Origin of the sequence: Fulvivirga ligni (assembly GCF_021389935.1) — a bacterium.
Classification (GTDB): Bacteria; Bacteroidota; Bacteroidia; order Cytophagales; family Cyclobacteriaceae; genus Fulvivirga; species Fulvivirga ligni.
Map to the genome: position 1 here is coordinate 2,205,165 of NZ_CP089979.1, position 24,705 is coordinate 2,229,869.

At 39.3% G+C, this 24,705-nt stretch carries 21 protein-coding genes and 1 tRNA gene; 13 read left to right on the top strand and 9 right to left on the bottom strand.

From position 1 onward, the window contains the following. Window positions 1-27: 27 nt before the first annotated feature. From LVD16_RS09780 to purL, 3 genes are all read right to left on the bottom strand, one after another. Window positions 28-100 (bottom strand) — tRNA-Gln (locus LVD16_RS09780). A 90-nt stretch (window positions 101-190) separates the two neighbouring features. Then, complete coding sequence (locus LVD16_RS09785) at window positions 191-772, bottom strand: DUF4136 domain-containing protein (protein WP_233773753.1); 582 nt, start codon at window positions 770-772, stop codon at window positions 191-193. Between the two features lie 103 nt (window positions 773-875). Continuing rightward, window positions 876-4,565 carry a phosphoribosylformylglycinamidine synthase gene (gene purL, locus LVD16_RS09790; protein ID WP_233773754.1) on the bottom strand — a complete coding sequence of 1,230 codons (3,690 nt, stop codon included), beginning with the start codon at window positions 4,563-4,565 and terminating at the stop codon, window positions 876-878. 211 nt (window positions 4,566-4,776) lie between these two features. Between purL and argB the strand changes: the two genes are divergently transcribed. From argB to argJ, 4 genes are read left to right on the top strand one after another with little or no spacing between them, the layout of a single operon-like run. After that, window positions 4,777-5,592, top strand: coding sequence for an acetylglutamate kinase (gene argB, locus LVD16_RS09795; RefSeq protein WP_233773755.1), 816 nt, complete (start codon window positions 4,777-4,779; stop codon window positions 5,590-5,592). Then, entirely contained in the window at window positions 5,592-6,794 is a 1,203-nt protein-coding gene (locus LVD16_RS09800) for an aspartate aminotransferase family protein (RefSeq protein ID WP_233773756.1), read from the top strand. Before argB ends, LVD16_RS09800 begins: the two co-directional genes overlap by 1 nt. Window position 6,795: 1 nt before the next feature. Then, on the top strand, window positions 6,796-7,830 hold the full coding sequence (argC, locus tag LVD16_RS09805) for an N-acetyl-gamma-glutamyl-phosphate reductase (RefSeq protein ID WP_306309390.1): 1,035 nt from the start codon (window positions 6,796-6,798) through the stop codon (window positions 7,828-7,830). A 24-nt stretch (window positions 7,831-7,854) separates the two neighbouring features. Next, window positions 7,855-9,066, top strand: coding sequence for a bifunctional glutamate N-acetyltransferase/amino-acid acetyltransferase ArgJ (gene argJ, locus LVD16_RS09810; RefSeq protein ID WP_233773758.1), 1,212 nt, complete (start codon window positions 7,855-7,857; stop codon window positions 9,064-9,066). Between the two features lie 39 nt (window positions 9,067-9,105). Here argJ and LVD16_RS09815 read toward each other — a convergent pair whose 3' ends face one another. After that, complete coding sequence (locus LVD16_RS09815; protein WP_233773759.1) at window positions 9,106-9,471, bottom strand: hypothetical protein; 366 nt, start codon at window positions 9,469-9,471, stop codon at window positions 9,106-9,108. 75 nt (window positions 9,472-9,546) lie between these two features. Continuing rightward, window positions 9,547-10,338, bottom strand: a complete 792-nt coding sequence (locus LVD16_RS09820; RefSeq protein ID WP_233773760.1) for an alpha/beta hydrolase — start codon at window positions 10,336-10,338, stop codon at window positions 9,547-9,549. A 69-nt stretch (window positions 10,339-10,407) separates the two neighbouring features. Between LVD16_RS09820 and LVD16_RS09825 the strand changes: the two genes are divergently transcribed. The 8 genes from LVD16_RS09825 (at window position 10,408) to LVD16_RS09860 (ending at window position 19,454) form a co-directional block, all read left to right on the top strand. Further along, entirely contained in the window at window positions 10,408-10,803 is a 396-nt protein-coding gene (locus LVD16_RS09825) for an RNA polymerase sigma factor (protein ID WP_233773761.1), read from the top strand. 8 nt (window positions 10,804-10,811) lie between these two features. Further along, window positions 10,812-10,988 (top strand): RNA polymerase sigma factor, encoded by a 177-nt coding sequence (locus LVD16_RS09830; RefSeq protein ID WP_233773762.1) that lies wholly within the window; start codon window positions 10,812-10,814, stop codon window positions 10,986-10,988. Between the two features lie 2 nt (window positions 10,989-10,990). Continuing rightward, window positions 10,991-11,374: a hypothetical protein gene (locus tag LVD16_RS09835; protein ID WP_233773763.1), complete on the top strand. Its 384-nt coding sequence runs from the start codon at window positions 10,991-10,993 to the stop codon at window positions 11,372-11,374. 101 nt (window positions 11,375-11,475) lie between these two features. Beyond that, window positions 11,476-12,120 carry a TetR/AcrR family transcriptional regulator gene (locus LVD16_RS09840; protein ID WP_233773764.1) on the top strand — a complete coding sequence of 215 codons (645 nt, stop codon included), beginning with the start codon at window positions 11,476-11,478 and terminating at the stop codon, window positions 12,118-12,120. After that, window positions 12,110-13,459, top strand: coding sequence for a TolC family protein (locus LVD16_RS09845; RefSeq protein ID WP_233773765.1), 1,350 nt, complete (start codon window positions 12,110-12,112; stop codon window positions 13,457-13,459). The genes LVD16_RS09840 and LVD16_RS09845 overlap by 11 nt, the downstream gene beginning before the upstream one ends. A gap of 29 nt (window positions 13,460-13,488) precedes the next feature. Next, window positions 13,489-14,661, top strand: a complete 1,173-nt coding sequence (locus tag LVD16_RS09850; protein ID WP_233773766.1) for an efflux RND transporter periplasmic adaptor subunit — start codon at window positions 13,489-13,491, stop codon at window positions 14,659-14,661. A gap of 14 nt (window positions 14,662-14,675) precedes the next feature. After that, entirely contained in the window at window positions 14,676-18,095 is a 3,420-nt protein-coding gene (locus tag LVD16_RS09855) for an efflux RND transporter permease subunit (RefSeq protein ID WP_233773767.1), read from the top strand. A gap of 111 nt (window positions 18,096-18,206) precedes the next feature. Then, window positions 18,207-19,454, top strand: a complete 1,248-nt coding sequence (locus tag LVD16_RS09860) for a metallophosphoesterase (RefSeq protein WP_233773768.1) — start codon at window positions 18,207-18,209, stop codon at window positions 19,452-19,454. Here LVD16_RS09860 and LVD16_RS09865 read toward each other — a convergent pair. Together LVD16_RS09865 and LVD16_RS09870 are read right to left on the bottom strand one after the other, a co-directional pair. After that, a complete protein-coding gene (locus LVD16_RS09865; protein WP_233773769.1) occupies window positions 19,451-19,909 on the bottom strand; it encodes a hypothetical protein in 459 nt (152 codons plus the stop codon). The two genes, LVD16_RS09860 and LVD16_RS09865, sit on opposite strands and share 4 nt — an antisense overlap. Window positions 19,910-19,917: 8 nt before the next feature. Next, window positions 19,918-20,310, bottom strand: a complete 393-nt coding sequence (locus LVD16_RS09870) for a DUF3127 domain-containing protein (protein ID WP_233773770.1) — start codon at window positions 20,308-20,310, stop codon at window positions 19,918-19,920. Window positions 20,311-20,579: 269 nt separating this feature from the next. Between LVD16_RS09870 and LVD16_RS09875 the strand changes: the two genes are divergently transcribed. Next, window positions 20,580-21,785: a hypothetical protein gene (locus tag LVD16_RS09875; protein ID WP_233773771.1), complete on the top strand. Its 1,206-nt coding sequence runs from the start codon at window positions 20,580-20,582 to the stop codon at window positions 21,783-21,785. Here the strand turns inward: LVD16_RS09875 and LVD16_RS09880 are convergent. Together LVD16_RS09880 and LVD16_RS09885 are read right to left on the bottom strand one after the other, a co-directional pair. Beyond that, the gene (locus LVD16_RS09880; RefSeq protein WP_233773772.1) at window positions 21,782-23,845 is read right to left on the bottom strand and encodes a ComEA family DNA-binding protein; all 2,064 of its coding nucleotides are present in this window, start codon (window positions 23,843-23,845) and stop codon (window positions 21,782-21,784) included. The genes LVD16_RS09875 and LVD16_RS09880 overlap by 4 nt on opposite strands. Further along, window positions 23,842-24,660, bottom strand: coding sequence for a PorV/PorQ family protein (locus LVD16_RS09885; protein ID WP_233773773.1), 819 nt, complete (start codon window positions 24,658-24,660; stop codon window positions 23,842-23,844). Before LVD16_RS09885 ends, LVD16_RS09880 begins: the two co-directional genes overlap by 4 nt. Between the last annotated feature and the right edge of the window lie 45 nt (window positions 24,661-24,705).

The window sequence follows — 24,705 nt, forward strand, 5'->3', positions numbered from 1 at the left end:
AAGGCGGACTTTTTATGTCCGCCTGAGTTGCCCGACTAGGGCTCGAACCTAGACTCTTCTGAACCAAAATCAGACGTGTTGCCAGTTACACCATCGGGCAATCTTTTGTTTCCCTCATTTTTGGGATGGCAAAAGTAAAATTAATTTTGAAAAATGAAAACACTGAGCCCGAAATAATTTAACTTTTTTTTCAAGGTGTCTGAGATAGTATCTTTTTTTGTTCATCAAGGAACCCATCCGCAAAGAATTGATACTTGTTTAGGATGGATTTTACGGCATTATTTACATCTCTATAGTCAGAGAAATTAACTCTGCCATAGTAGTCAGTAGCATATCCTTGCCAGATGGAAGTTTTTTGTTTTCTATCAAAAATCTGAATAAGAAGGGTGCCTTCCTTCATACCTATCTTAAGTCTGTCATACTCAAGGTCTCGATCTTGCTTGGCCATCCAGTCTTCTATGCGGGGCTGATTATAGCCTCTGAAGTTAAGACTGTCTACAAAAACTCTGAAAGATAGAAGTAAATCGGGCTTACTGTCCTTACGCTTATATCCCAGAAATTTCATGTGCGATTCTATGGCAGTCTGAATGATCTTGCCACCACCTTCCAATTCTTCATTCTCTGATTGTATTAGGAAGTCATAGTTACTGTACTTATCAAATCTTCCCTTGTAGCTGTAGTCATATTCTACGGGAAGTTCACGGTAGGAAAAACAGGACGCTATCACCACAGATAACGCACCTATCATAATTAAATGAGAGCGTGATTTCATATAAAAGGGATTTAAACAGAGCCTATATAAATATAGTATAATAGGCTCTGTTTTAATAGTGTTTACCCCAAAATGTTGGTGAAGCCACGCTAAATGCGGGAAACTACTTATGTGTTTTTATCCACTCTTTTGCGTTTACAAATGCCTCTATCCAAGGTGTAATCTCATCGGCATTTCTGCCCTCAGGATAGTTAGCCCAGTTATGCGGATAAAGTGATCTTTCCAGGTGAGGCATAATAGCTAAATGGCGGCCATTTGAAGAGCATACAGCGGCTGCATTGTGATCTGAACCATTAGGGTTAGCAGGATATGCATCACTAGCATAATTGGCCACAATGTTATATTCTGCTGCAGCTCCAGGTAGATCAAATTTACCTTCTCCATGAGCTATCCATACACCCAGCTTAGATCCACTTAAAGAGCTAAACATAACGGTGTCATTTTGTGGGATCTCTACGTTTAAGAACGATGATTCGAACTTATGAGAGATGTTATGCTTCATGGTAGGATGATCGCTCATATTAGGGTATAAAAGCCCTAGCTCCATCATGAGCTGGCATCCATTACAAACACCAAGGCTTAGTGTATTTTCCCTTGCGTAGAAGTTATCCAATGCCTGTTTTGCCTTTTCGTTATATAAGAAAGCACCAGCCCATCCTTTAGCTGATCCTAGTACATCTGAGTTAGAAAATCCTCCTACAAATACGATCAGATTTACGTCTGTAAGGTCCTCTCTGCCGCTGATGAGGTCAGTCATGTGAACGTCCTTCACGTCAAAGCCAGCAAGGTGCATGGTCCAGGCCATTTCACGGTCTCCATTAACTCCTTTCTCTCTGATGATGGCCGCCTTAATGCCGCTCTTGTCTTTGCGGTTAAGATCAAGGCCAAATTGGCTTAATTTACCTTCAAAGTTCTCTGGGAATTCATAAGAAAGAGCTTGTTTCTTATAGTTGTCAAAACGTGCCTTAGCTAGCTCTGATCCTGACTGTTTTCTGTCGAGTAAATAAGAGGTTTTAAACCAAAGGTCTCTTAGCTCTGCTACATCGAAAGTTAAGGAGCCACTGGCATGGGTAACATTCACTGATCCTGTGTCAGTAGATTTACCTATTTTATAAGCATTTATACCAGCTGTTTTAAAGTCATTTAATATGCTTTCATCAGTGGTTTGAATGATGACTCCAGGCTGCTCACTGAAAAGTAGTTTACAGATGTCTTTTTCCTCTATTGCAGTAAGGTCTATATCCAAACCTCCTTTTAGGGTAGGGAAGCACATTTCTAATAAAGCAGTGATCATACCACCAGCAGAAATGTCATGACCGGCAAGTATCTTATTGTCTACTATTAACTCTTGAGTTTTAGTAAAGGCCTTTTTGAAGTATTCAGCATCTTTTACTGTTGGTGCAGAGTTTCCAATTTTATTGAGAGCTTGCGCAAAGCTACTTCCTCCCAGCTTGTAGTCATCACCAGAGAAATCTACATATATGATGGAAGAATCCGTGTTGGCCTTTAGGTCAGGGCTAATAACATTAGTGATGTCGCTTACCTCACCTACAGAACTTATAATTACAGTTCCTGGAGAGTATACCACATCTCCATTCGGGTATTTCTGCGTCATAGAAAGGGAATCCTTTCCGGTAGGGATATTAATTCCCAAATCCTGAGCAAATTGGCTCACAGCTTCTACCGCTTTATAAAGGCGATTGTTTTCTCCTTCTATTTTTGCTGGCCACATCCAGTTGGCACTAAGCGAAACACCTTTTATGCCATGGCTTAGCGGAGCCCATACTAAATTGGTCAAAGCTTCAGCGATGGAAAGCTTAGATCCTGCATCCGGATCAGCCAGCGCTGACACTGGTGCGTGACCTATAGAGGTAGCTACACCTTTCTTTCCTTTATAATCAAGGGCCATTACAGCTACATCATTTAAAGGAAGCTGAATAGCTCCACATGTCTGTTGCTTGGCCACTTTCCCAGATACAGAGCGGTCTACTTTGTTAGTTAACCAATCTTTACAAGCTACGCCTTCAAGTTGAAGTACAGCTTCTAGATATTCTTTGATATGGTCAGCACTGTAGGTAATGTCTGAGAATGAGCTTGAAGTATCATCATCTTCCAAAATTGTCTTTGGTGACGAGCCAAACATATGCGAAAGATCCCAATCAATAGGGTTTTTACCTGTTTTCTTATTCTCAAATTTGAAATGATTGTCACCAGTAGCGTTTCCTACAGCGTACATTGGAGAGCGCTCTCTATCGGCAACATTTTTAAGAAGATCAAGGTCTTTGGTTTTCATAACCAAGCCCATTCTTTCTTGAGATTCATTACCCACTATTTCTTTATCAGAAAGGGTAGGGTCTCCTACAGGTAGTTTATTTACATCTATTGTTCCCCCGGTTTCTTCAACTAACTCAGAAAGACAGTTTAAGTGACCACCTGCACCATGATCATGGATTGAAATTATTGGGTTTTCATCACTTTCTACCATGGCTCTGATGGCGTTCATTACCCTCTTTTGCATCTCAGGGTTAGATCTTTGAATGGCGTTTAGCTCTATAGAGTTGCCAAATTCACCAGTGGCTACAGAAGATACTGCTCCTCCGCCCATACCAATTCGGTAATTATCGCCACCTAAAATAACGATCTCATCACCCACTTCTGGCGATGCTTTCAGGCTATCAGCTTTTTTACCAAAACCGATACCTCCAGCAAGCATGATCACCTTATCGAAGCCATACTTCTTATCGTTTTCTTCGTGCTCAAAGGTGAGTAAACTACCGCAGATAAGTGGCTGGCCAAATTTGTTTCCAAAGTCACTGGCTCCATCAGATGCCTTGATCAAAATGTCCATAGGCGTTTGATACAACCATTTTCTTGGCTCAATATTCTCTTCCCATTTTTTGCCTTCTTCTAATCGAGAATAAGAGGTCATATACACAGCGGTACCAGCTAGCGGTAAACTACCTTTACCTCCTGCCAGTCTATCTCTTATTTCTCCTCCAGAGCCTGTAGCAGCACCATTAAATGGTTCTACAGTAGTAGGGAAGTTGTGTGTTTCAGCCTTTAAGCTGATAACAGTTTCTATATCTTTAGTTTGGAAATAATCAGGTTTGTCTTGTGTGGCCGGTGCAAACTGCTCAGCCTTAGGTCCTTGTATAAAAGCTACGTTGTCTTTGTAAGCAGATACAATGTAGTTAGGATTTTTGACGGAAGTTTCTTTGATCATTTGGAAAAGAGACTTGTCCATTTCTTTCCCGCTAATGATAAACGTACCGTTGAATATTTTGTGACGGCAGTGCTCTGAGTTTACTTGTGAAAATCCGAAAACTTCACTGTCAGACAATTTTCTGCCTAGTTTTTCGCTAACACCATTCAGGTATTCAACTTCTTCTCCACTAAGTGCCAGGCCTTCTTTCTTGTTGAAGGCATCTATATCTTCAATTTCTATTACCGGATCTGGACTTTTGGCAATGGTGAAAATACTTTGCTCCAAATCATGATACAAAACCTCAAGCATTGGGTCATGTGCTGCAGACTGATCTGCCACCTGAGTAAATTGCTCAATCCTTTTAATGCCTGAAATGCCCATATTCTGGGTTATTTCAACTGCATTAGTACTCCAAGGAGTGATCATCTCTTTTCTTGGCCCTATAAAGTAGCCCGATAAAGTAGAAGTTTCAATCAGTTCTGCCTGTCCGAAAAGCCATTTAAGTTTGTTTAAATCGGCTTCCTGAAGGCTGGTGGTGAGGTCTACTGCATAATACTGTTGACCTTGAGATCGGAAAAACTGGATCATTAATAGAGGATTTGAATAGTAAATGTCTTTCAGCCGCAAAAGTAGAAAAAAGAATTATAATATGCTTTAAATAAAGCCGCTGTAAAACGGTGTTGTTCAGTACGCTGTAAATTGGGAATGTTCTAATAAAACTGTTTAAAAGTTGATTTTTTGAGAAATTTTGAACATTAATAAGGGCATTCTTTTTAATTAATAAAGCGTAATCAATTTCATGAACAAAATTAAGGTACTGATAAAGTATGGTGGAAACGCTATGCTGAACGAAAGTTTGAAAAATCAGATAGCCAGGAAAATCAAAAAATTACAGGATCAGGGCTATGAGGTGCTACTAGTGCACGGTGGTGGCCCATTTATTAACAAGGCCCTCGAAGTGGCCGGCATAGAGTCAGAATTCTTTGACGGACAGCGACATACCAGTGCAGAAGCTTTGGTACACATAGAAAAGGCGCTGAAAGGGGAGGTGAATAGCTCTCTGGTAGGTTTGCTGAATAATCACGGTCTCAAAGCCGTAGGGCTGTCAGGGAAAGACGGACAGTTAGTTCTCGCAGAGAAGAGATGGCATGAGCCTCTGTCTGGTGGCGATAAGATCGACTTGGGACAGGTAGGAGATGTAAAGCAAATTAATGCTGAGCTGGTAGAAGTTTTATTGAAGTCAGGATTTACACCGGTAATTACCTGCATAGCCTCCGATGAAGAAGGGGCTGACTATAATATTAATGCAGATATGTTCGCAGGGCACCTTGCTGCAGCATTAGGGGTGGATGAATTTGTGTTGCTCACAGACGTTGATGGGCTGTTTGAGAATTATCCAGACCCTGAATCTATTCTGCATCAGGTGAGCTTAAATGAGTTGGAATCTATGTATGGCAATGTGATCACCGGAGGCATGATTCCGAAGCTTGAGTCTTGCGAGATAGCGCTAAAGGGTGGAGCAGGTAAAGCTGTGATACTCAACGGCACTCAGCCTGATCAGATTACAGATCATTTACTAGATAATAAATCAATAGGTACAACAATTAATAAATAATGAGTTTTACTAACGAAGAATTATATCAATTAGATAGAGAAAACTATTTGCCAACATTCAAGCGGTTTCCATTGGCTTTTTCAAAAGGGAAGGGCAGCAAGCTGTACGATGTGGAAGGTAAAGAATATATAGACCTGCTTGCAGGAATAGCGGTTTGTAATGTAGGACACTGCCACCCAGATGTGGTGAGTGCCGTACAAAAGCAGGCAGCAGAACTAATGCATATTTCTAACTTTTTCGTGACCCCCGCACAGGTGGAGCTAAGTAAGAAGTTAAACACAATCAGTGGATTAGATCATACTTTCATAACCAATAGCGGAGCAGAATCTGTAGAAGGTGCTATTAAAGTGGCGCGTAAATATGCTCACAAAAATGGCCGGGGAGGAGAAGTGATATCCATGACCAAGTCATTTCACGGACGTACTTTAGGTACTATAGCTACAGGTCAGGCCAAATATCAAAAAGGATTTGAGCCCATTCCTTCTGGTTTTAAGCAGGTGGAGTTCAATGACTGGCATACTTTAAAATCGATGATCACCAATGAGACGGCAGCTATAATTTTAGAGCCCGTACAAGGTGAAGGTGGTATAAATCCAGTGAATAAAGAATTTTTAAAAAACGTAAGAGAACTATGTGATCAGGAAGGCATAGCACTGATTTTTGATGAGGTGCAATGCGGTATTGGACGTACTGGAAAATGGTTCGCTAAAGATCATTACGGAATCCAGCCAGACATCATGTCTCTGGCCAAAGGTCTTGGTGGTGGTTTCCCAGTAGGAGCATTTTTATGCTCTGCGAAGATTGGAGAGGCCATTGATTTTGGTGATCATGGTACCACGTTTGGAGGTAATCCTTTAGCATGTTCAGCTGCATTGGCTACCCTTTCGGTGATAGAAAAGGAGAATCTGATAGAGGAAGCTGTAAAGAAAGGAGAGTGGATTAAAGCTGAGTTTGAAAAAATGAAATCTACTCATCCTGAGATCAAAGAAATAAGAGGCTTGGGTTTAATGCTTGGAATAGAATTATCTCAGCCAGCAGCACCTTTGGTTAAAATGCTGCTAGAGAGAGGAATAATTGCAAATGCCACTGCAGATACAGTGTTAAGGCTGGTTCCTGCCTTAAACATTCCTATGGATGACCTGAAAGCGGTGATGAAAGAAATAGATAAGTGTTTATTAGAAATGGTGGTGGAACATGGGTAATATGCGTAAAAAAGTAGCAATAGTAGGTGCCTCAGGGTACACAGGATCGGAGTTGGCAAGGTTTTTACTTCATCATCCGTTAGTAGAGATCATGATGATCACTTCGGAGACTCATGAAGGAAAGCCTTTTTCATCATTACACCCACAGTTTGCAGGGCAGCTGGATATGCCACTGGTATCTGCACAGAAAGTGGCTGATGAAGATTTAGATATTGTTTTTCTGGCGCTACCACACGGCGTTTCCATGAATTTCGTGAAGCAGTGGGCCGATAAATCATTCAAAATTGTCGACCTGAGTGGTGACTTCAGGTTAAAGAATGCCGAAGTGTATCAGGAATGGTATAAGAAAGATCATATTTACCAGGAAGGTTTTGATAGTGCTGTTTATGGCTTGCCAGAGCTTCACAGAGATGAGATAGTGAAAAGCAAGCTGGTGGCTAATCCAGGTTGTTATCCCACTACGTCTACTTTAGGAGTAGCGCCATTGGTAGCCGAAGATCTTATTGATGTCACCAGCATCATTATCGATGCGAAATCTGGAATCACAGGAGCAGGTATAAAACCGAGCCTCACCACACATTTCAGTAATGTAAATGATAATTTCAAGGCCTATGGAGTAAAGAGCCACAGGCATACCATAGAAATAGAAGAGCAGCTTGGCTTCTTAAAGCAAGCTGATGTAAGAGTTCAGTTCACGCCTCATTTACTTCCGGTAGATAGAGGCATCCTGGCCACAAGTTATTCTACACCAAAAAATGGCATGACTCAGGAGAAACTAGACGATCTTTATAAAACATTTTATCATGATAAGCCTTTTGTAAGGGTAAGAGAAGACTTACCTACCTTAAAAGATGTAAGAGGTAGCAATTATTGTGATATCCATCCTGTTTGGGATGAGCGTACCAATCGAATTATGGTGTTTTCGGCTATCGATAACCTTGTAAAAGGTGCTGCCGGACAGGCCATTCAAAATATGAACCTGATGATTGGTGCAGATGAAACTACAGGTCTATTATTAAATCCGTTAAAACCTTAAATTAACAATATTATCAGCGATCAAATGATTCAAAATATCACGAATGTAAAAGGTATCAAATGTTGGGGTGCTCATACCGGTATTAAATCTATGAGACGAGACCTGGCTATTATTTATTCAGAGGTGCCTTGTGCAGCTGCAGCTTGCTTTACGCAGAACAAGGTGCAGGCAGAGCCTGTAAAGCTTAGTATTAAGCACATTAAAGACAATAAGGCTCAGGTAATAGTCTGTAATGCCGGTAATGCCAACGCATGTACCGGAGAGCAAGGTAAAAAGGGTGCGGAAGCTATGGCTAAGGCTGTGGCTGAAGGACTTAAAATACCTATAGAAGATGTAATTGTAGCATCTACCGGGCTTATAGGTGAGCCTTTTCCTACAGATGATATAGTGAAAGGAATTGAAGAAAATATTCCTAAATTATCGAATACAGCCAAGGCAGGATCTTTCACGGCTAATGCAATTTTAACCACAGATACTTTCGCCAAAGAAGGTTTTCTGGAGTTCGACTGTGATGGTTCTAAAGTAGCACTTGGAGGTATGGCCAAAGGGTCTGGTATGATTCACCCAAATATGGCTACTATGCTATCTTTTGTGGTTACAGACCTTCATATAGATGAGAAACTACTGGACGAAGCGGTAAAATATTGCGTAGATCGTACTTTTAATATGATCACAGTAGATGGCGATACTTCTACTAATGACATGGTAGTAGTTATGGCTAATGGGCTAGCAGGGAATAAAAAAATAACCCAAAAGACTGATCCTAATTACAAACTGTTTGAAGATAAACTAATGCAGTTATTAACTCACCTGGCTAAACTGATTGTTTCCGATGGTGAAGGCGCTTCTAAGTTTGTAGAGTATAAAGTAGCTAAAGCCAAGTCTGAAGATGTAGCTCGTACTTTGGTGAGAGCCATATCAGATTCAACACTGGTAAAAACAGCCATGTTTGGTAGAGATCCTAACTGGGGTAGAATAGTTTCTGCTTGCGGAAATGCCGGCGTACCGTTCAATTATGCTAAGGCAGACCTGTTTATTGGAGACAATAGCAATTTGGTACAAGTGCTTAAAAAAGGAACGCCTGCAGATTATGACAGAAATTATATTAAGAAGTTATTGAGAGAATCTCATATAAGAATACAGCTAGACTTAAACACTGGTGAGGAGGAAAGTACCGGATGGGGTACAGACCTAACCACAGATTACGTAATGTTTAATTCAGTGTATACTACTTAAAAGTATTAGGAACTAGCCGCGTTGTAGAGCGGCTAGTTCTTAAAAATATTTCTTGTAATTCTCTTCGTCTTGCCAGAACGCTTTGCATTTCTGAATCTGCTCCTCTTTAAAAGCCTCATCATTCTTTAGCTCTTTCCAATCTCCAAAGCCTAGTTGTTCTGCTAATTTGTAAAAGCGATCTCCCTGACCGTTCTTTTTATCTTGTACCATTACACTAAGTAAAGGTCTTTTATCCTCATACTCCTCTTCTGAAATTTCATCAAGGATGGTCCCCAAAAGCTGCTTTTCATGCTTTATGTCAAGGTTGAGACCCAGTTCTGTTGTGTTAATCAATCTTCGGTACGAAATAGGTGCACTATCAGTACGTGCAAGTTGAATTAGTTTATTTCTTACTCTCGTGTTCAAACCTGTATGGATCTTGTTTAGTTAAAATAATAGCCAATTTTAACAAATATTAGAAATTTTAACCACTTAGAGCCATTAAATATCATTAGAAACGTTCTGTATCAGGTTATTATGGCCACTTTTAACCATTATTACCTTGGTTGAGGCAGATTTTTTGGTGAGAGACTCCATAATTTTCGCTGTTATGATCTTATCGTAAGTGCCCAGATAGATCTTAACAGGCAGATGATATTGATCAATAATCCGAGCTATATTATTCATATTGAAATTCAGCTTAGAAAAGATCATCCAGGTATAGTACACTCTTTTCCTGTTTTCAATGGTCAGCATCTGAGTTGCAGCAAACTTAACCACCCCCTTGTCTATGATTTTTAGTTTCTGAGCCAGTTTTATGAGGTTATAAAAACGAGTTGGCTTGTGGATCATACTTTTAAAATAGCTACTTATCAATGGGTTAGTAGTAGCAAGTTTATACCACAAGTTGTTCTTAATGCCGTCGGGGGCCAGCAGGTAGATGCTTTTGATGCTTTCAGGTACGGCCTCAATAGTTGCAAGTGCTAATTTTGCTCCTATGCTGTAACCCATGAGCGAAAACTCTGAAATTTTATTTTCTTTAAGGAATGAGGTGATTATTTTACCCCAATAAATCTTGTCTATTGGTTTTTTCTCTTCTTTCCAAGTGCTATTTCCATGAAAAAAAAGATCAAATGAGAAAAAAATGAAATCTTCAGCCCAATTTTTAGCCATTTGACTAAAAAACTGACCGTTCTGGCCAAATCCATGGAATGCCAACATCACTTTAGGCCCATTTCCGTAGGTATAATAGTGTAATTGTGCTCCTTCGTACGTGAAATAATTCTCGGGCATGAATTAAAATGAAAAAAATTTCTTAAACATATAAAATATTTTTCTCAGTCACCCGACTACACAAAGGAGATGACAGTTGAGAATACCATATTGATAGATATTCACATGGCGCAGAGTCAAAAAGAGACCATAGAGAAGGAAAAGGGAAGACTGCTGAATTTTATTCGCGCAAGGGTGAATAGTGTGGAGGATGCTGAGGATATTCTGCAGGATGTGCTCGTGCAGTTTATAGATGGTTATGGTACCATTAAGTCTATTGAAAAAGCCACTTCTTGGCTATTTAAGGTGGCCAGAAATAAGATCATTGATTCTTATAGAAAAAGAAGTGTAAGGTCTGAAAGTGTAAAGTTAGATCAGGAAAGCTATGATAGTGAAGATGGCAGCCTGATGCTAAAAGACATTTTGCCAGACATGGGAGACTCTCCGGAGGAGGTTCATTTAGAGAAGCCATATGGGACGCCATAAACGCCGCTTTGGACGAACTGCCAACGGAGCAAAGGGAAATATTCATTCTTCATGAATTAGAAGATGTGAGTTTTAAGGAGTTATCAGAAAGATACGGATTGCCCGTAAATACGCTGATATCGAGAAAAAGATACGCCATACTGGCGCTAAGAAAGAAACTGGAAAATTTATATAAGGAGTTATAGTTATGAGACCTGGTAAAGGTAAAAAGATCGCGTTGGGCATAGTAGCCGCAATAGCTTTTGTGACCGTTTTTGGTTGGGTAGTAATGTCTTTGTGGAACTGGCTGGTGCCAGAGTTATTCAACGGCCCTGTTGTTACATTTTGGCAAGCTATAGGTTTACTTATTTTGAGTAAGATTCTATTTGGAGGTTTTCACGGAAAAGGCGGGCATGGTCCGAAAGAAAAATGGAAAGAAAGATGGAGAAACATGACTCCCGAGCAAAGAGATAAGCTGAAGCAGAGATTTTCCAGCCGTTGGGCGGATTGCGAAGGACCAAGATGGGGCAAAAAGAGAGAGTTCTCTAACCAGGATTGGTCTGAAGAAAATATTGATAAAAAAGATCAATAAAAGCTGAACAAAAAAAATCAATGGCCGTTATGCTAAGAAACTATGGAAACTATTGACATGTTTAAAGTTTCCTTAGTTTCTTAGCATAAATTTTAAAACCGTTGGATACAAGAGCTAAAATTATAAAAGGTGCAGCTGAGTTGTTTACAAAATACGGGGTGCGTAGTGTTACTATGGATGATATAGCCCGAGAGCTATCCATCTCTAAAAAGACTATTTACCAGTATTTTAAGGACAAAGATGAGATAGTACTGATGGCAGTACAATCTCACGCGGAGAATGAGAAGGAGGATTATAATTACATCTTTAACAGATCTAGAAATCCTATTGAAGAGCTCACCTTAATGACCAGATGCATGCGTGATGACTTCAGAGATATGAATCCATCTTTGATATTTGATTTACAGAAGTATCACCCGCAGGCATGGAAGGTCATTGAAGATTTTAAGAATTCATATATAAAAAATGCCCTGGTCAAAAACTTAAGAGATGGTATACAGCAGGGCTTATATCGTGAGAATATGGATCCGGAAGTGTTGGCCATTATGAGGCTAGAGCAAGTGCAACTGGCCTTTGATAGTCGGCTTTTTCCGCCGGATAAATTTAACCTCGCGGATACCCAATTACAGTTTTTAAGCCATTATGTAAATGGAATAGTAACTGAAAAAGGAAGGGAGTTATACCTGGAATATTTAGATAAATTAGAATTACATCAAACCAAAACGACTTATAATAATGAGATTTAATTTAAGTTTTATACTTGGATTTTTGCTTTTAGCTGGCACCCTCAGAGCACAAGAGGCTGTGCCTAGCACCTTTACACTGCAACAGTGTATAGATTATGCTTTAGAGCATAATCAGGATATATTGAATAAAGCTATAGATAAGGAAATAGCTGAAACTCAAGTGAGAGAAACTTTAAGTGAAGGCTTACCTCAAGTAAGTATAGGGGCTGGAGTTAATTACAATTTTGAAAGACAAAAGTCATTGCTAGACGCAAGTACCTTTGATCCAACTATTCCTGAAGGCCAGGAGGTGGTATTGTCCTTTCAACAAAAGTATGATGGAAATGTGGCCCTAACTTTAAGACAGTTGATTTTTGACGGATCGTTCTTTGTTGGGTTACAAGCTTCTAAAACCTATAAAGAGTTATCTTCAAAGGAATTCATTAAGAGTCAAATTGATGTGGTTGAGGCTATTTCAAAAGCTTATTACAATGTTCTGGTAAGTGAAGAAAGATTTGCTCTAATCAAAACTAACTTTAGCAGAATAGATACCATTCTTTATGAAACTAAAATCATGAGAGAGAATGGGTTTGCTGAAAGAATTGATGTGAATAGACTTCAGGTTCAATATAATAATTTGAAAGTGCAAGTTGAAAACACTGAAAAACTTCTTGAGCTAAGTAGAGATATATTGAAATTTCAAATGGGAATGCCTCTTTCGAATACAATTGAACTAACTGATAAGCTTGAAGAAGTTGTTTTTGATGATCCAGAAGGTAACGGCGGTTTTGATTATGCTCAAAGAATAGAATACTCTCAGTTACAGACTAATATGGCTTTGGCTAATCTTGATTTAAAGAATAATAAAATCAAATACCTGCCAACTCTATATGCTAACTTTAATTATGGCTATAATACTCAGACTGATAATTCTGATCAACTTTTTGAATCAGACAGGTGGTTAAACTTTGGCTTAGTAGGGTTATCACTTAACGTTCCGGTGTTTGATGGATTTCTTAAGAGTAATAAAATACAGCATAATAAACTTCAAATCAGGCAATTAGAGAATTCTTTTGATCAATTGGAAAACTCAATTGACTTAGAAGTTCGTCAAGCTAAAATTAACATGGAGACTTCTCTAAAGCAGATGAAAGCACAAAGAGAAAACATGGAGCTTGCTGAGGATATCTACAACGTAACCAGCATTAAATTTAAAGAAGGAGTAGGCTCTAATTTAGAATTAGTAGAGGCCGATGCTGACTATAAAGAAGCTCAAACCAATTATTATAATGCCCTTTATGATGCTCTTATTGCTAAAGTGGAGCTAGAAAAGGCTTATGGTCAATTACTTAAAAAATAAAATAACCCAATCCAGAAAATAAATCAGAAATGAAAAATACAGCAATCTATTACGCAGCTATTTTTACTTTATTCCTTGCTGCATGTCAGCAGAAGGAAGGCTTAGAGGCCAAGAAAGAGCAGCTTCAGTCTTATAAGAGTGAGGTGAAGGACTTAAATTCTAAAATTAAGCAACTGGAGGAGGAAATTGCTAAAGAAGACACTACAGCTACACCTGGTGGTAATGTAAAAGCGGTTTTGGTAAATACTCAAACCGTGCAGCCATCTAATTTCAATCATAAGATTGAGGTGAGAGGAGCCGTAGAATCTCGTAGAAATGTGATGCTTACGTCTGAAACTGCAGGAACTATAGAAAGTGTAAAAGTTTCTGAAGGACAGAGGGTGAAAGCTGGCCAAACATTGGTAGTGCTAGATGCAGACATTCTTAGAAACAGCGTGGCTGAGTTAAAAACTTCTTTAGAATTGGCTAAAGCTGTATATGAAAGACAGTCTAACCTATGGGATAAGAAGATTGGGACAGAGATTCAGTATTTAGAAGCTAAAAACAATAAAGAGTCATTAGAAAGAAGATTGGCTACCGCTTATTCTCAACTAGATCAGGCGATAGTGAAAGCACCTTTCTCCGGGGTTATTGATGAAGTGCCTGCCAGAGTAGGAGAAATGGCTCAGCCTGGTAAAAACCTTGTGAGAATAGTGAGCCCTGAAATGATGTATATAGATGCTGACGTTTCTGAAAGATATGTTTCTGACTTTAAGCAGGGAGATGAGGTAGAATTATACTTCCCTACACAAGATAAGCATGTGAAGTCTAAAATATCTGCAGTTAGTGAAGTGATCAATAGCTCTAACAGAACATTCTCAGTAGAGGTGAATCTGCCTAAGCTTGATTTTCCGGTAAAGCCTAACCAGGTAGTGGTATTGAACTTAACTGATTACACTAAAGAAGGCGCCATTACAGTGCCTACTGAAATCATACTTACTGACGGTGACGGCAAATTTGTATTCATTACTGAAACTAAAGGAGATCAGGTAGTTGCTAAGAAAACGGAAGTAGAAGTAGGTGCCAGCTATGATGGTAATACAGAGGTGATTGAGGGTATAAAACAGAACGACGTAATAGTTACCGAAGGATACAGAAGCTTAAGTGATGGCGTAGCTATTAAATCTGTAGAAAGATCTACTAAAACTGCCCAATTAAATTAAAAAGCTCTAATTGTATGTCAGATACTAACATTAATAAAGATAATCAACCCCAAGTGCAAGAAGAGCACAAGGAAAAGGAATTTGGGCTCACCAAATTATCCTTGAACAACAGGAATACGGTTTTCTTCCTACTGTTTTTGGTGGTGCTTATGGGTATTACATCCTATAATAACCTACCTAAAGACAGTTACCCTGAAGTAGAGCAGCCAATGGTTTATGTGGGTACTACTTATCCGGGTAACTCACCAGTGGATATAGAAAACCTGATTACAAGGCCTATTGAAAAAGAGATAAATGACATTTCAGATGTCGATAACATAAAGTCTACCTCCGTGCAGGATTATTCTACCATTATAGTAGAATTTGAGTCTGATATGGATATAGATGACGCCCTGCAAAAGGTAAAAGATGCGGTGGATAAGGCTAAGCAAGAGCTGCCTAGTGACTTAGATACTGATCCTAATGTTTTTGACATGGACTTTTCGCAAATGCCAATCATGAACATTAACCTTTCAGGTAATTTTAGCATAGAGAAGCTGGAAAATATTGCCGAAGACCTTGAAGATGAGCTGGAGCGTATCAGTGAAGTATCTTCTGTAGAGGTTAGAGGTGTAGACGACAAGGAAGTGAAAATCATGGCTAATCCATATCTGATGGATGCCAGGGAGATAAGCTTTTCTGATATTGAGCAAGCGGTAGCCGCTGAGAACGTAACTTTTTCTGCGGGTAACCTAAAGGAAGGTGAGCAGAGAAGAACCATAAGGGTAGTAGGTGAATATAAAGATCCTCAAGACCTGCTTAATATCGTGATCAAGCATCAGGATGATAATATCGTTTACCTGGGAGATGTAGCTAAAGTAGAATTTGGATATATAGATCCTCAAAGTTATGCCAGATTAGCGTTAAAGCCGGTGGTGTCTGTAGACGTTATAAAAGGTAGTGGAGAAAACCTGCTTATCGCCACTGATAAAATTAATAAGGTACTAGATGAGATGAGACCTCAGTTTCCTGAAGGTCTTGAGATTACCATTACCAATGACCAAAGTCAGATGACCAGAGACTTGGTAAACAGCTTGGAGAACAACATTATCTCTGGGGTAATTCTGGTAGTATTGGTATTACTTTTCTTCCTGGGTACACGTAACGCCCTTTTCGTAGGAGTCGCTATTCCGGTGTCCATGTTCATTACCTTCTTGATAATGAGTGTGTTGGGTATCACTATTAATATGATGATCCTCTTCTCGCTGATCTTAGCATTGGGTATGTTGGTGGATAATGGTATTGTAATCGTGGAGAACGTATATCGTCTTATGGAGGAAGGACTTTCTCCTTGGGAAGCTACCAGGTTAGGGGTTAGTGAGGTAGCTTGGCCTATTATTACATCTACAGCCACTACATTGGCAGCCTTCTTACCGTTAGCCATGTGGCCAGGACTTATGGGTCAGTTCATGAAGTACCTACCTATCGGTGTAATGATTACGCTTACCTCGTCATTATTTGTGGCACTGGTAATCAACCCGGCTCTTATCTCTGTGTTTATGAAGATAGAGGATGGTAAAAAAGTGAACCATAATAAGATATTAAGAAACTCTGGTATCCTTGTTCTTCTGGGTACATTAATCTTGATATTTGGAGCGGCTTGGTTAGGTAACTTGCTAGTATTCTGTGGATTATTAATCCTTTTGAATGTTTACGTATTGATGCCTGCCAGTAGAAGATTCCAGTCTGGGTTCTTACCATGGTTAGAAGATTTATATTCCAGAACACTTTCTTTCGCTCTTAAAGGCTGGAGACCTTGGTTGTTCTTCTGGGGTACTATCGCGCTGTTGATATTGTCCATTGCCTTAAATGTGATCAAGCCACCAACCGTACTGTTCTTCCCTGAGAACTTACCAAAATATGTGAACGTATTTATTGAATTCCCTATAGGTACTGACATTGATAAGACCAACGAATTCTCTAAACAAGTGGAGAAGGAGGTGATGGAAGTGGTGAAACCTTATGGAGAAGTGGTAGAGTCAGTAATCGCGAAAGTAGGGCAAGATACTGCTGATCCTAACGATCCAGGATCATTCGGAGCTACTGATACACCGAATAAGGCTCGTATCACTGTAAACTTTGTTGAGTTTAAGGATAGAGATGGAGTAGATACCAGAGAGATTTTTGATGAGATTCGAAATGCTATTCAAGGGTACCCAGGTGTATCAATATCAGTAGATAAAGATGCAGCAGGACCTCCTACCGGAAAGCCTATTAATATTGAGGTGTCAGGTGATGATATCAATACTTTGATTTCTATTACTGATAGAATGAAAAACTATATCAATACATCAGGCATTGAAGGTATAGAAAACTTACAGACTGACTTAGAAACTGGTAAACCAGAGCTTCTGGTAAACATTGATAGAGATAATGCCAGAAGATTTGGGCTCTCTACCATGACTATTGCTAGTGAAATAAGAACAGCTCTTTTCGGTAAGGAAATCAGTAAGTATAAAGAAGGAGAAGATGATTATGATATCGAGCTGAGACTTCAGGATGAATATAGATATGATATAGAAACGTTGAAAAACAAGGAAATTACTTTCAGAAATAACAGCGGTCAAATCATTCAGATTCCAATCAGTTCGGTAGCCAATATGGAGCTAAGCTCTACTTATGGTTCTGTTAAAAGAAAGGATTTGGAGAGGGTGATTACTTTATATTCTAACGTGCTTCAGGGCTATAACCCTACGGCTATCAATGATGATATTAAGGTGTTACTTGAAGATTTTGAAATGCCAGCTGGTTATGACTTCAAATTTGGTGGTCAGCAAGAGAAGCAGGCAGAAGAGATGGCCTTCTTAACTCAGGCACTTTGGTTAGCAGTATTCATTATATTCCTGATCATAGTAGCACAGTTTAACAAGATTACCACACCGATCATCATCATGTCTTCAGTAGGTTTGAGTACGGTGGGAGTGTTCTTAGGCTTGTTCGTGTTCAGCATGGACTTCGTAGTGATCATGACCATGATTGGTATCATTTCACTGGCGGGTGTGGTTGTAAACAATGCCATTGTATTGATAGACTTTATAGAACTGATCAGAGCAAGAAAGCAGAAGGCGTTAGGAGTGGATCGATTAAGTTTTGACGAGATAGATGCTGCCATTGCAGAGGCTGGTAAGACAAGGCTTAGACCTGTATTATTGACCGCGATAACCACTATCCTGGGGCTTGTACCGCTAGCTATAGGTTTGAACTTTGACTTTATTAAGTTCTTCACAGAGTATCACTCAGATTTCTATATGGGTGGTGATAACGTAGCATTCTGGGGACCAATGTCCTGGACTATTATATTCGGACTTACCTTCGCTACGTTCTTAACCTTGGTAATTGTACCGATCATGTATCAGTTCTTTGCTAAGATTAATAGAAAGCTGAATATCAGTTAATACATTGATATAAATTAAGAAGGCTGTTTCTCCCCATGATGAAACAGCCTTTTTTTATTCAAATACATTGAACCCGAAGTAAAATTCTTAAGTTGGTATCATAAATAGAAAATGCAGAAGCTAATGGTAATTGTGATGTTGATGGCAGTAATGCTGCTGATTGATTATTATGTTTTTCAGGGTATTACATTTTTAATGCAGAATAGCTCTGCTACCGCCAGGAAGGCAGTGAAGTATGGATATTGGGGCCTAACTGTAGTTTCTTTCCTGGTTATACTGGTCTACAATTTTGGTGATCCTGAATGGTTTAAAGGCTCTTCGCGTAGCCTTATTTTTACTGGTCTATTCATCAATTATTTTTCTAAGGTATTTGCAATGCTCTTTTTGTTCATGGATGACCTCATTAGAGGTGTAAAGTGGATCATATCGCGTTTTTCCAGCCCTTCTCCATCTGGTGATGGTGAACCTATTACACGATCAGAGTTCTTGACTAAAACAGCAATTTTAGCCGGTACAGTGCCATTAGTGGCCATGAGCTATGGTATCATCTCTGGAGCACATGATTATAGATTTAGAAGAAAAACTATCTATCTACCTAACTTACCTAAAGAGTTCGATGGTATAACTATCGGTCAACTGTCAGATATCCATTCCGGCAGCTTTTTTAATAAAACGGCCGTTAAAGGTGGAGTAGAAATGTTCCTGAGAGAAAAGCCAGACTTAATATTTTTCACTGGTGATCTGGTAAATAATGAAAGTGGCGAAGTAAAAGACTATATCAACATATTTGATAAGCTAAAGGCTCCTTTAGGTGTTTACTCAACCACGGGTAATCATGATTATGGTGACTATGCTACATGGTCTTCAGAGACAGCCAAAAGGAAAAACTTTCAGGATTTGATCGCTGCCCATGATCAGATGGGATATGACCTGTTAATGAATGAGCACAGGTTTATTCAAATAGGCAATGAGAAAATAGCTGTGCTTGGTAATGAAAATTGGGGTGCCGGCAGATTTTCTAAATATGGCAATCTGGAAAAAGCTTATGCAGGAAGTGAAGAAGCGCCAGTAAAATTGCTTTTATCTCATGATCCAAGTCATTGGGATGCACAGGTAAGACCAAAACATCCGGATATTGATGTGATGTTTGCCGGGCATACACACGGCTTTCAGTTTGGGGTAGAAGTGGGTGGTTTTAAATGGAGCCCTTCTCAATACGTGTACAAGCAGTGGGCAGGACTGTATCAGGAAGATAATCAATACCTATATGTAAACCGGGGCTTTGGGTATTTAGGATATCCCGGGAGGGTTGGAATGCCTCCCGAGTTAACCATTATAACATTGAAAAGAGAGGCCTAGTTTTCTGTTTCCACCTTCTTGATCCAATCATCAGAAGAAGATACAGCTACTGTTCCGTCTTTTTTAACTAAAATAAAATCTAACATCACAGGTGTTCTACAGCCTTGAAACTGTGTATCGCCTGTGCTTTTCATTAATATAGGATAAGAAAGGCCATATTCTCTTTGAAACTTAACAATTTCATTGTTTTCGTCTAAAAGAAAACCCCACTCCATTTGAATAGCTCCTTTTTTGCATGATTCTGGCGCAAAGCCAAATACATCATAGTTATAGGTGCCTGTACCGTCATCATTAAGCTGTAAGTAGCCAGTTTTACGGCCAGTATACTTACCGTAAAGTTCAGAAGGTATATTGAAGGTGGTTTTTACAGGAGTGCCGTTATATTCAATTTCTCGAATCTTTTCTCCTGATGTAAATAGAGCCAGACTAATTAGTATAGATAAAAGTGCTTTCATGTATCAGATTAAAACGGTAAATCATCTTCATCCCCACCTTCAGAAATCCAGCCTGGTTCTTCCATTTGATCCATGCCATTATCCATTGGAGGAGGAGTATTGCCACCACCTGCAGCAGGAGCAGTATTTCCTTCTAGTTTCCAGGCTTGTAACGAATTGAAATACTTTACTTCACCTTTAGGGTCAGTCCACTTACGACCTTTTAAGTTGAAGTGTACATTTATCTCGTCTCCTGTCTTGAAACTATCTAAAAGTGCGCATTTATCCTGTATCATCTCAAATTTGATAAACTCAGGATACTGTGGATTTTCTGCGTACTCTAAAACGAATTCTCTTTTTTGGAATGAACTGGTAACTTGTTGTGTGTTCGAAATTTCTAAAATTCTCCCCTTAACGTTCATGAAAACTTTATTTTTATTTTTTGATACTTAAATGAAAAGCAAAGGTAATGGAATATACTAATCTTATCTTTTTTTTCTGAAGATTGCCCAGAAAATAACGACAAAAATGATTCCACCTACTACCATAGCCAGTATGGTGCCTGAGTCTATTAATTCTACTGCGTGCATAATTCAAATCTTTGCTACAAAGATAGTAGATCAGCCCTAGTTAAGTTTTTAAATATTGCTTCTTTTGATAAACTTGTAGATATAAACCTCAGATAAGCCTTTTGAAAGTCAGTCAGCGTAATCATTTATTCGGAGCATTTTTGATCATAGTGATTATAGCTGTTCTTTGCCTCAGAATTTCTGTGGAGGCCACCCATTATCGATCGCCAGATTCTGATTTCTACATTCGCGTGGCAGAAAATATTCTGGAGGGAAAAGGCCTACGAGGCCCAAACACCTTTCCTTTTGATGAAAATACACCTGAACAACACTTCGCAGCCTGGGCGCCAGGTTATCCTATTCTCACGGCTTTTGTTGCCTGGTTAACGGGTGGAGTCTCTGTATTTTGGGCCTCTAAAATGGTCAATTTCATAGCGCTGATAGCCATATACTTTTTATTATTTAAATGGGTGGGCAGCAGGGCATGGTTCCCATTTCTTTACTTCTGCTCGTTTGCCATGTTGGAAGTGTATTCATACTCCTGGTCAGAGCCGATTTTCCTGGTCTTTGTGTTGTTGCTAGCTTATCAGCTGAAAAATGCCTGGTATGAACGGGAGAGGCTTTTCTTTTTGAAATTGACGGTCACCTTATCTCTACTTTTCTTCATAAGGTATGCCGGTTTGGTCTATTATTTTGGAGTAGCCTTTTATGCTATAGCAGCCTTTTTCATGAACCGCAGAAAGCTGAGTTTTCAATGTATTATCAGCCTGGCAATATGTTCTATTTTGGCCCTTGGCTATTTTTATTATAACTACCTGCAAGTGGGGGATTATACAGGAGGAGAAAGGGTGTTTCCAGATTGGATCAATAACCTTGATTTTATTGGCAACTTACTTCACGGCTTCCTGAATTCTGCTTCTCTGGCCCGCAACTTTTATCTAGCGACAGATGAGTACCTGTATTTTGCACTTATGCTCATTCAGTTGGCTGTTATCGGTTATATGATCACGAAGAGAAGGTTGATCAATGGCCCATTGCTAAAAACTAATGAAGATGTCTATGCCTTGTGGGGTACGAGCTTTTCTTATATGCTCATCTTGCTCATTTTAAGGCGTTTATCTCCATTTGACCCTTTTGACTATAGAATATTGAGCCCCTTTATTCTTCCTTTTTTCGTTGGATTATTTATGGCCATTCTGAAAAAGGAAGCCTTTTTTCAGAAAGTATACAGGCCTATAGTAGCCTTTATGATGCTCTGCCTGGTAATGAACCTGCCTAAGGTTTATCTTCTTGAAAAAGTGAAGGCATTATTGTCTATGATCCTTTAAAATCGCACCCTCAACTGACATTTGATGTCGGTCTTGGTGCTTCCTTCTATTTCTTCCAACCCTGAACTAATAGAGTCTTGATTACGGTATTGGGTTTGCGCATATTTTACCCAGATATCAAAGTGCTGGTTAATCTTGTACTGTAGAAGAATGTAAGTTCGGGTACCGCGACCATGGTATGCTGGGATGGCAAACGAATACAAGACATCTCTTTCATATGCATATTGCCTATTCTCATAGTCATCGGTATCAAATAACGCAAAACGAGTACTGATTCTGAATTTATTAAGCCTCAGATTCAGATCCTGAATCAGCGCCAAACCTTCTGAATGGCGGTGATTCAGGTTGTAATTACTAAATTGTATTCTTGTTTTTAGTGTGATATTATCGGTGGCGTCAAGATCTGCGGAAATTATCCAATTGTTTTTTATGCCATTGGCCGTAAGTACCATCGGTCTTTCTAGTATGGTAATGTCAGTGGCTTTTGATTCTTGCCTGAACTGAGCATATAATAAAGCCTTTCTTGTGGGCTGATAGTTGAAGCGAACCAAATATTCATAACCATCGGAAGGGCGACTGACGCCAAATTTTAGCCACGGAAAGCTAAATTGATCAAAATATGCTGTTACTAGATACTTTCTGTTTGGTGAGTATTTCAAGCCCCAATACCAGCCACTTTCATTGCTATTGGTCCCGGCTGCTTCAGAAAAGGCACTGCCATAGAAGCTGTGAAAATCCTTTTCATAGTGACGTAAAACAATGGAGCTCTGCAGGCTCTTACTTAAATTGATAATAAAACCACCAACAGCACCTATTCCGCCACTTTTAGATCTGGCAGCTTCTGTAAAGAGAGCCAGGTTATTCCAGTTGTATTGCCCTGATATTCCGATGTTATAATTGTCAGTGCCGCTAAAGGCATATCTATTATAGAGCTGGTCAGATTTTATGAGAGGAGTGCTGTAATGATTACCAATGACTGTAAACCCAACTTGCAGATTATCAGCGGCATCTTTGAATAGTAAATGGCTTCCATAAGTTTGTTCATTGATCTGGTTTTTGGCATTAATTTCACTGTCAGTTCGGTGAAAACCACTGCTTTGAACGGAAGAAATAAACTCGTAAGCATTCCTCGCAGAGTCTGATCTTAGCACAGCATCCTGCTGAAGTCTGGAGTAGAAGACAGTGGTTTCCAGATGTTTATTGATCTGATAAGAGGCCGTGGCACCTCTGAAAAATCCGGTTTCAAGGACAGAAGTGTAAGGCCCGGCTCCCATATTACTTCTTCTCACGGTATTGATAGTCTCAGATCCCTTACCCACATTGAAGCCTGCCGAAAGTAGCAGGCCTTGACCAAACTGCATTTGATAATCCCCTACGATCAGATTTTTTAAACGACCTTCATTCTGAATTTGAAAATGCAAGCTGTAGAAATCAAATCCTTGATTTTTGTTATTTAATGAGAAGGTTTCTCCTGCATCTTTTTCAGCGGTAAAACCTAAACTAAAGTCATTGGTGTGACTCACTCTAAAGCGGCTGTATAATTTGTAAGGACTACCGGCATAGAGTGAAATACTGCTTTCGTTAGGCTCAGTATAGCCCTTTTTTGTTTCTAATGTTCTCTCTACCCTAAGTAATAAATAGTTGTTCGGTTCTGTAGTAATTCGCTGCCACAGTGGTGTATTATCTTTGTTCAAATACTCATCTACCCTAATGAAAGGCAGAAGTGACCTGATATCATCCAAACTCAGAGCAGGAATAGTTTGTAACTCATAGACAGACAGTAAGTTTCCATACTTTTTAATATGCTCAATGATGGCATCTATTTGCTGGTCATTGAGTATATAAAGAGCCCGAAGATCTTCTTTCGTAGCTTTGTTAATATTAATCGGATTGGAATAATAGAGCAATAGAGATTCATATAGCTCATCATAACTTAAGTCACTATCCTGAAAAGCAAAGATCTTCTCTATATATTTTTGAATATCAACGTCTTGTCTAGTATTCTGAGCTGCTAGTGGTAAGCTTATCAATATCAATATAGGTAAAATAAGCAGCTTCATTCTGCCAATTTTAAATAATAAATTAGCCCTACTTGATGGCTTAGTCCCAGGTTACGGCTGTTAGTGATGGCATAGTCAATAGAAAGTTTTCTGGACCGAAACCCCAAGCCAGCAAACTGCTTAAAGGCATTGGTCTGGGCTCCAATTCTTATGGCTAGTCGGCTTAAAAACAGATATTCTAATCCTGACTGGATAGATAGATCATAATCCAAATCTTTTTCTACTTCCACGTTGAAAATGACCTTTTGAGTTGGTCGGTAGGATATCCCAACCTGCATGATGGTGGGTAGTCTTTCATCTTCAAAGTCTGAAATTTTGGCTTGATTAATATTCTTAATATATGCTCCAATAATGAATTGTTCTGACAGAGTGGTAATCCCTCCGAAATCTATCGAGAGTAAGTTTTTATTGCCGTAACCTTCCAGATGATATTGATTATAATTCACCCTGATACCAAGACTGGTTATTCCGAATGTGTTAGCATAGCTGGCCGAAAGCTGTTGTTCATGATACAGATCATCTCCAAACTTCAGTACAGAAATTCCAATAGAGCCAGTTGTTAATGGTTTATTAATTCCAGCGGCTATTGTGTTTAATCCTTCAACTCCATACCTGTTTTCAAATCCTCCGATAACGCTCATATTTTTGAGCTCTGAAAGTCCTGCAGGATTGTTGAGCAACGACCATTCATCAGCCATGGTGCTGGAGGTATAGCCCATACCGGTGCTTCTGGCTCCAAACTCTACAATGTTTTGTGCAGAAGTTTTGATGAGCTGGGTCAAAAGCAATAAACTAATCAGGATTAATTTTTTCATAATGACGCTAAGGTTGTATACTTAAAATACTAAAACCTCCGTATG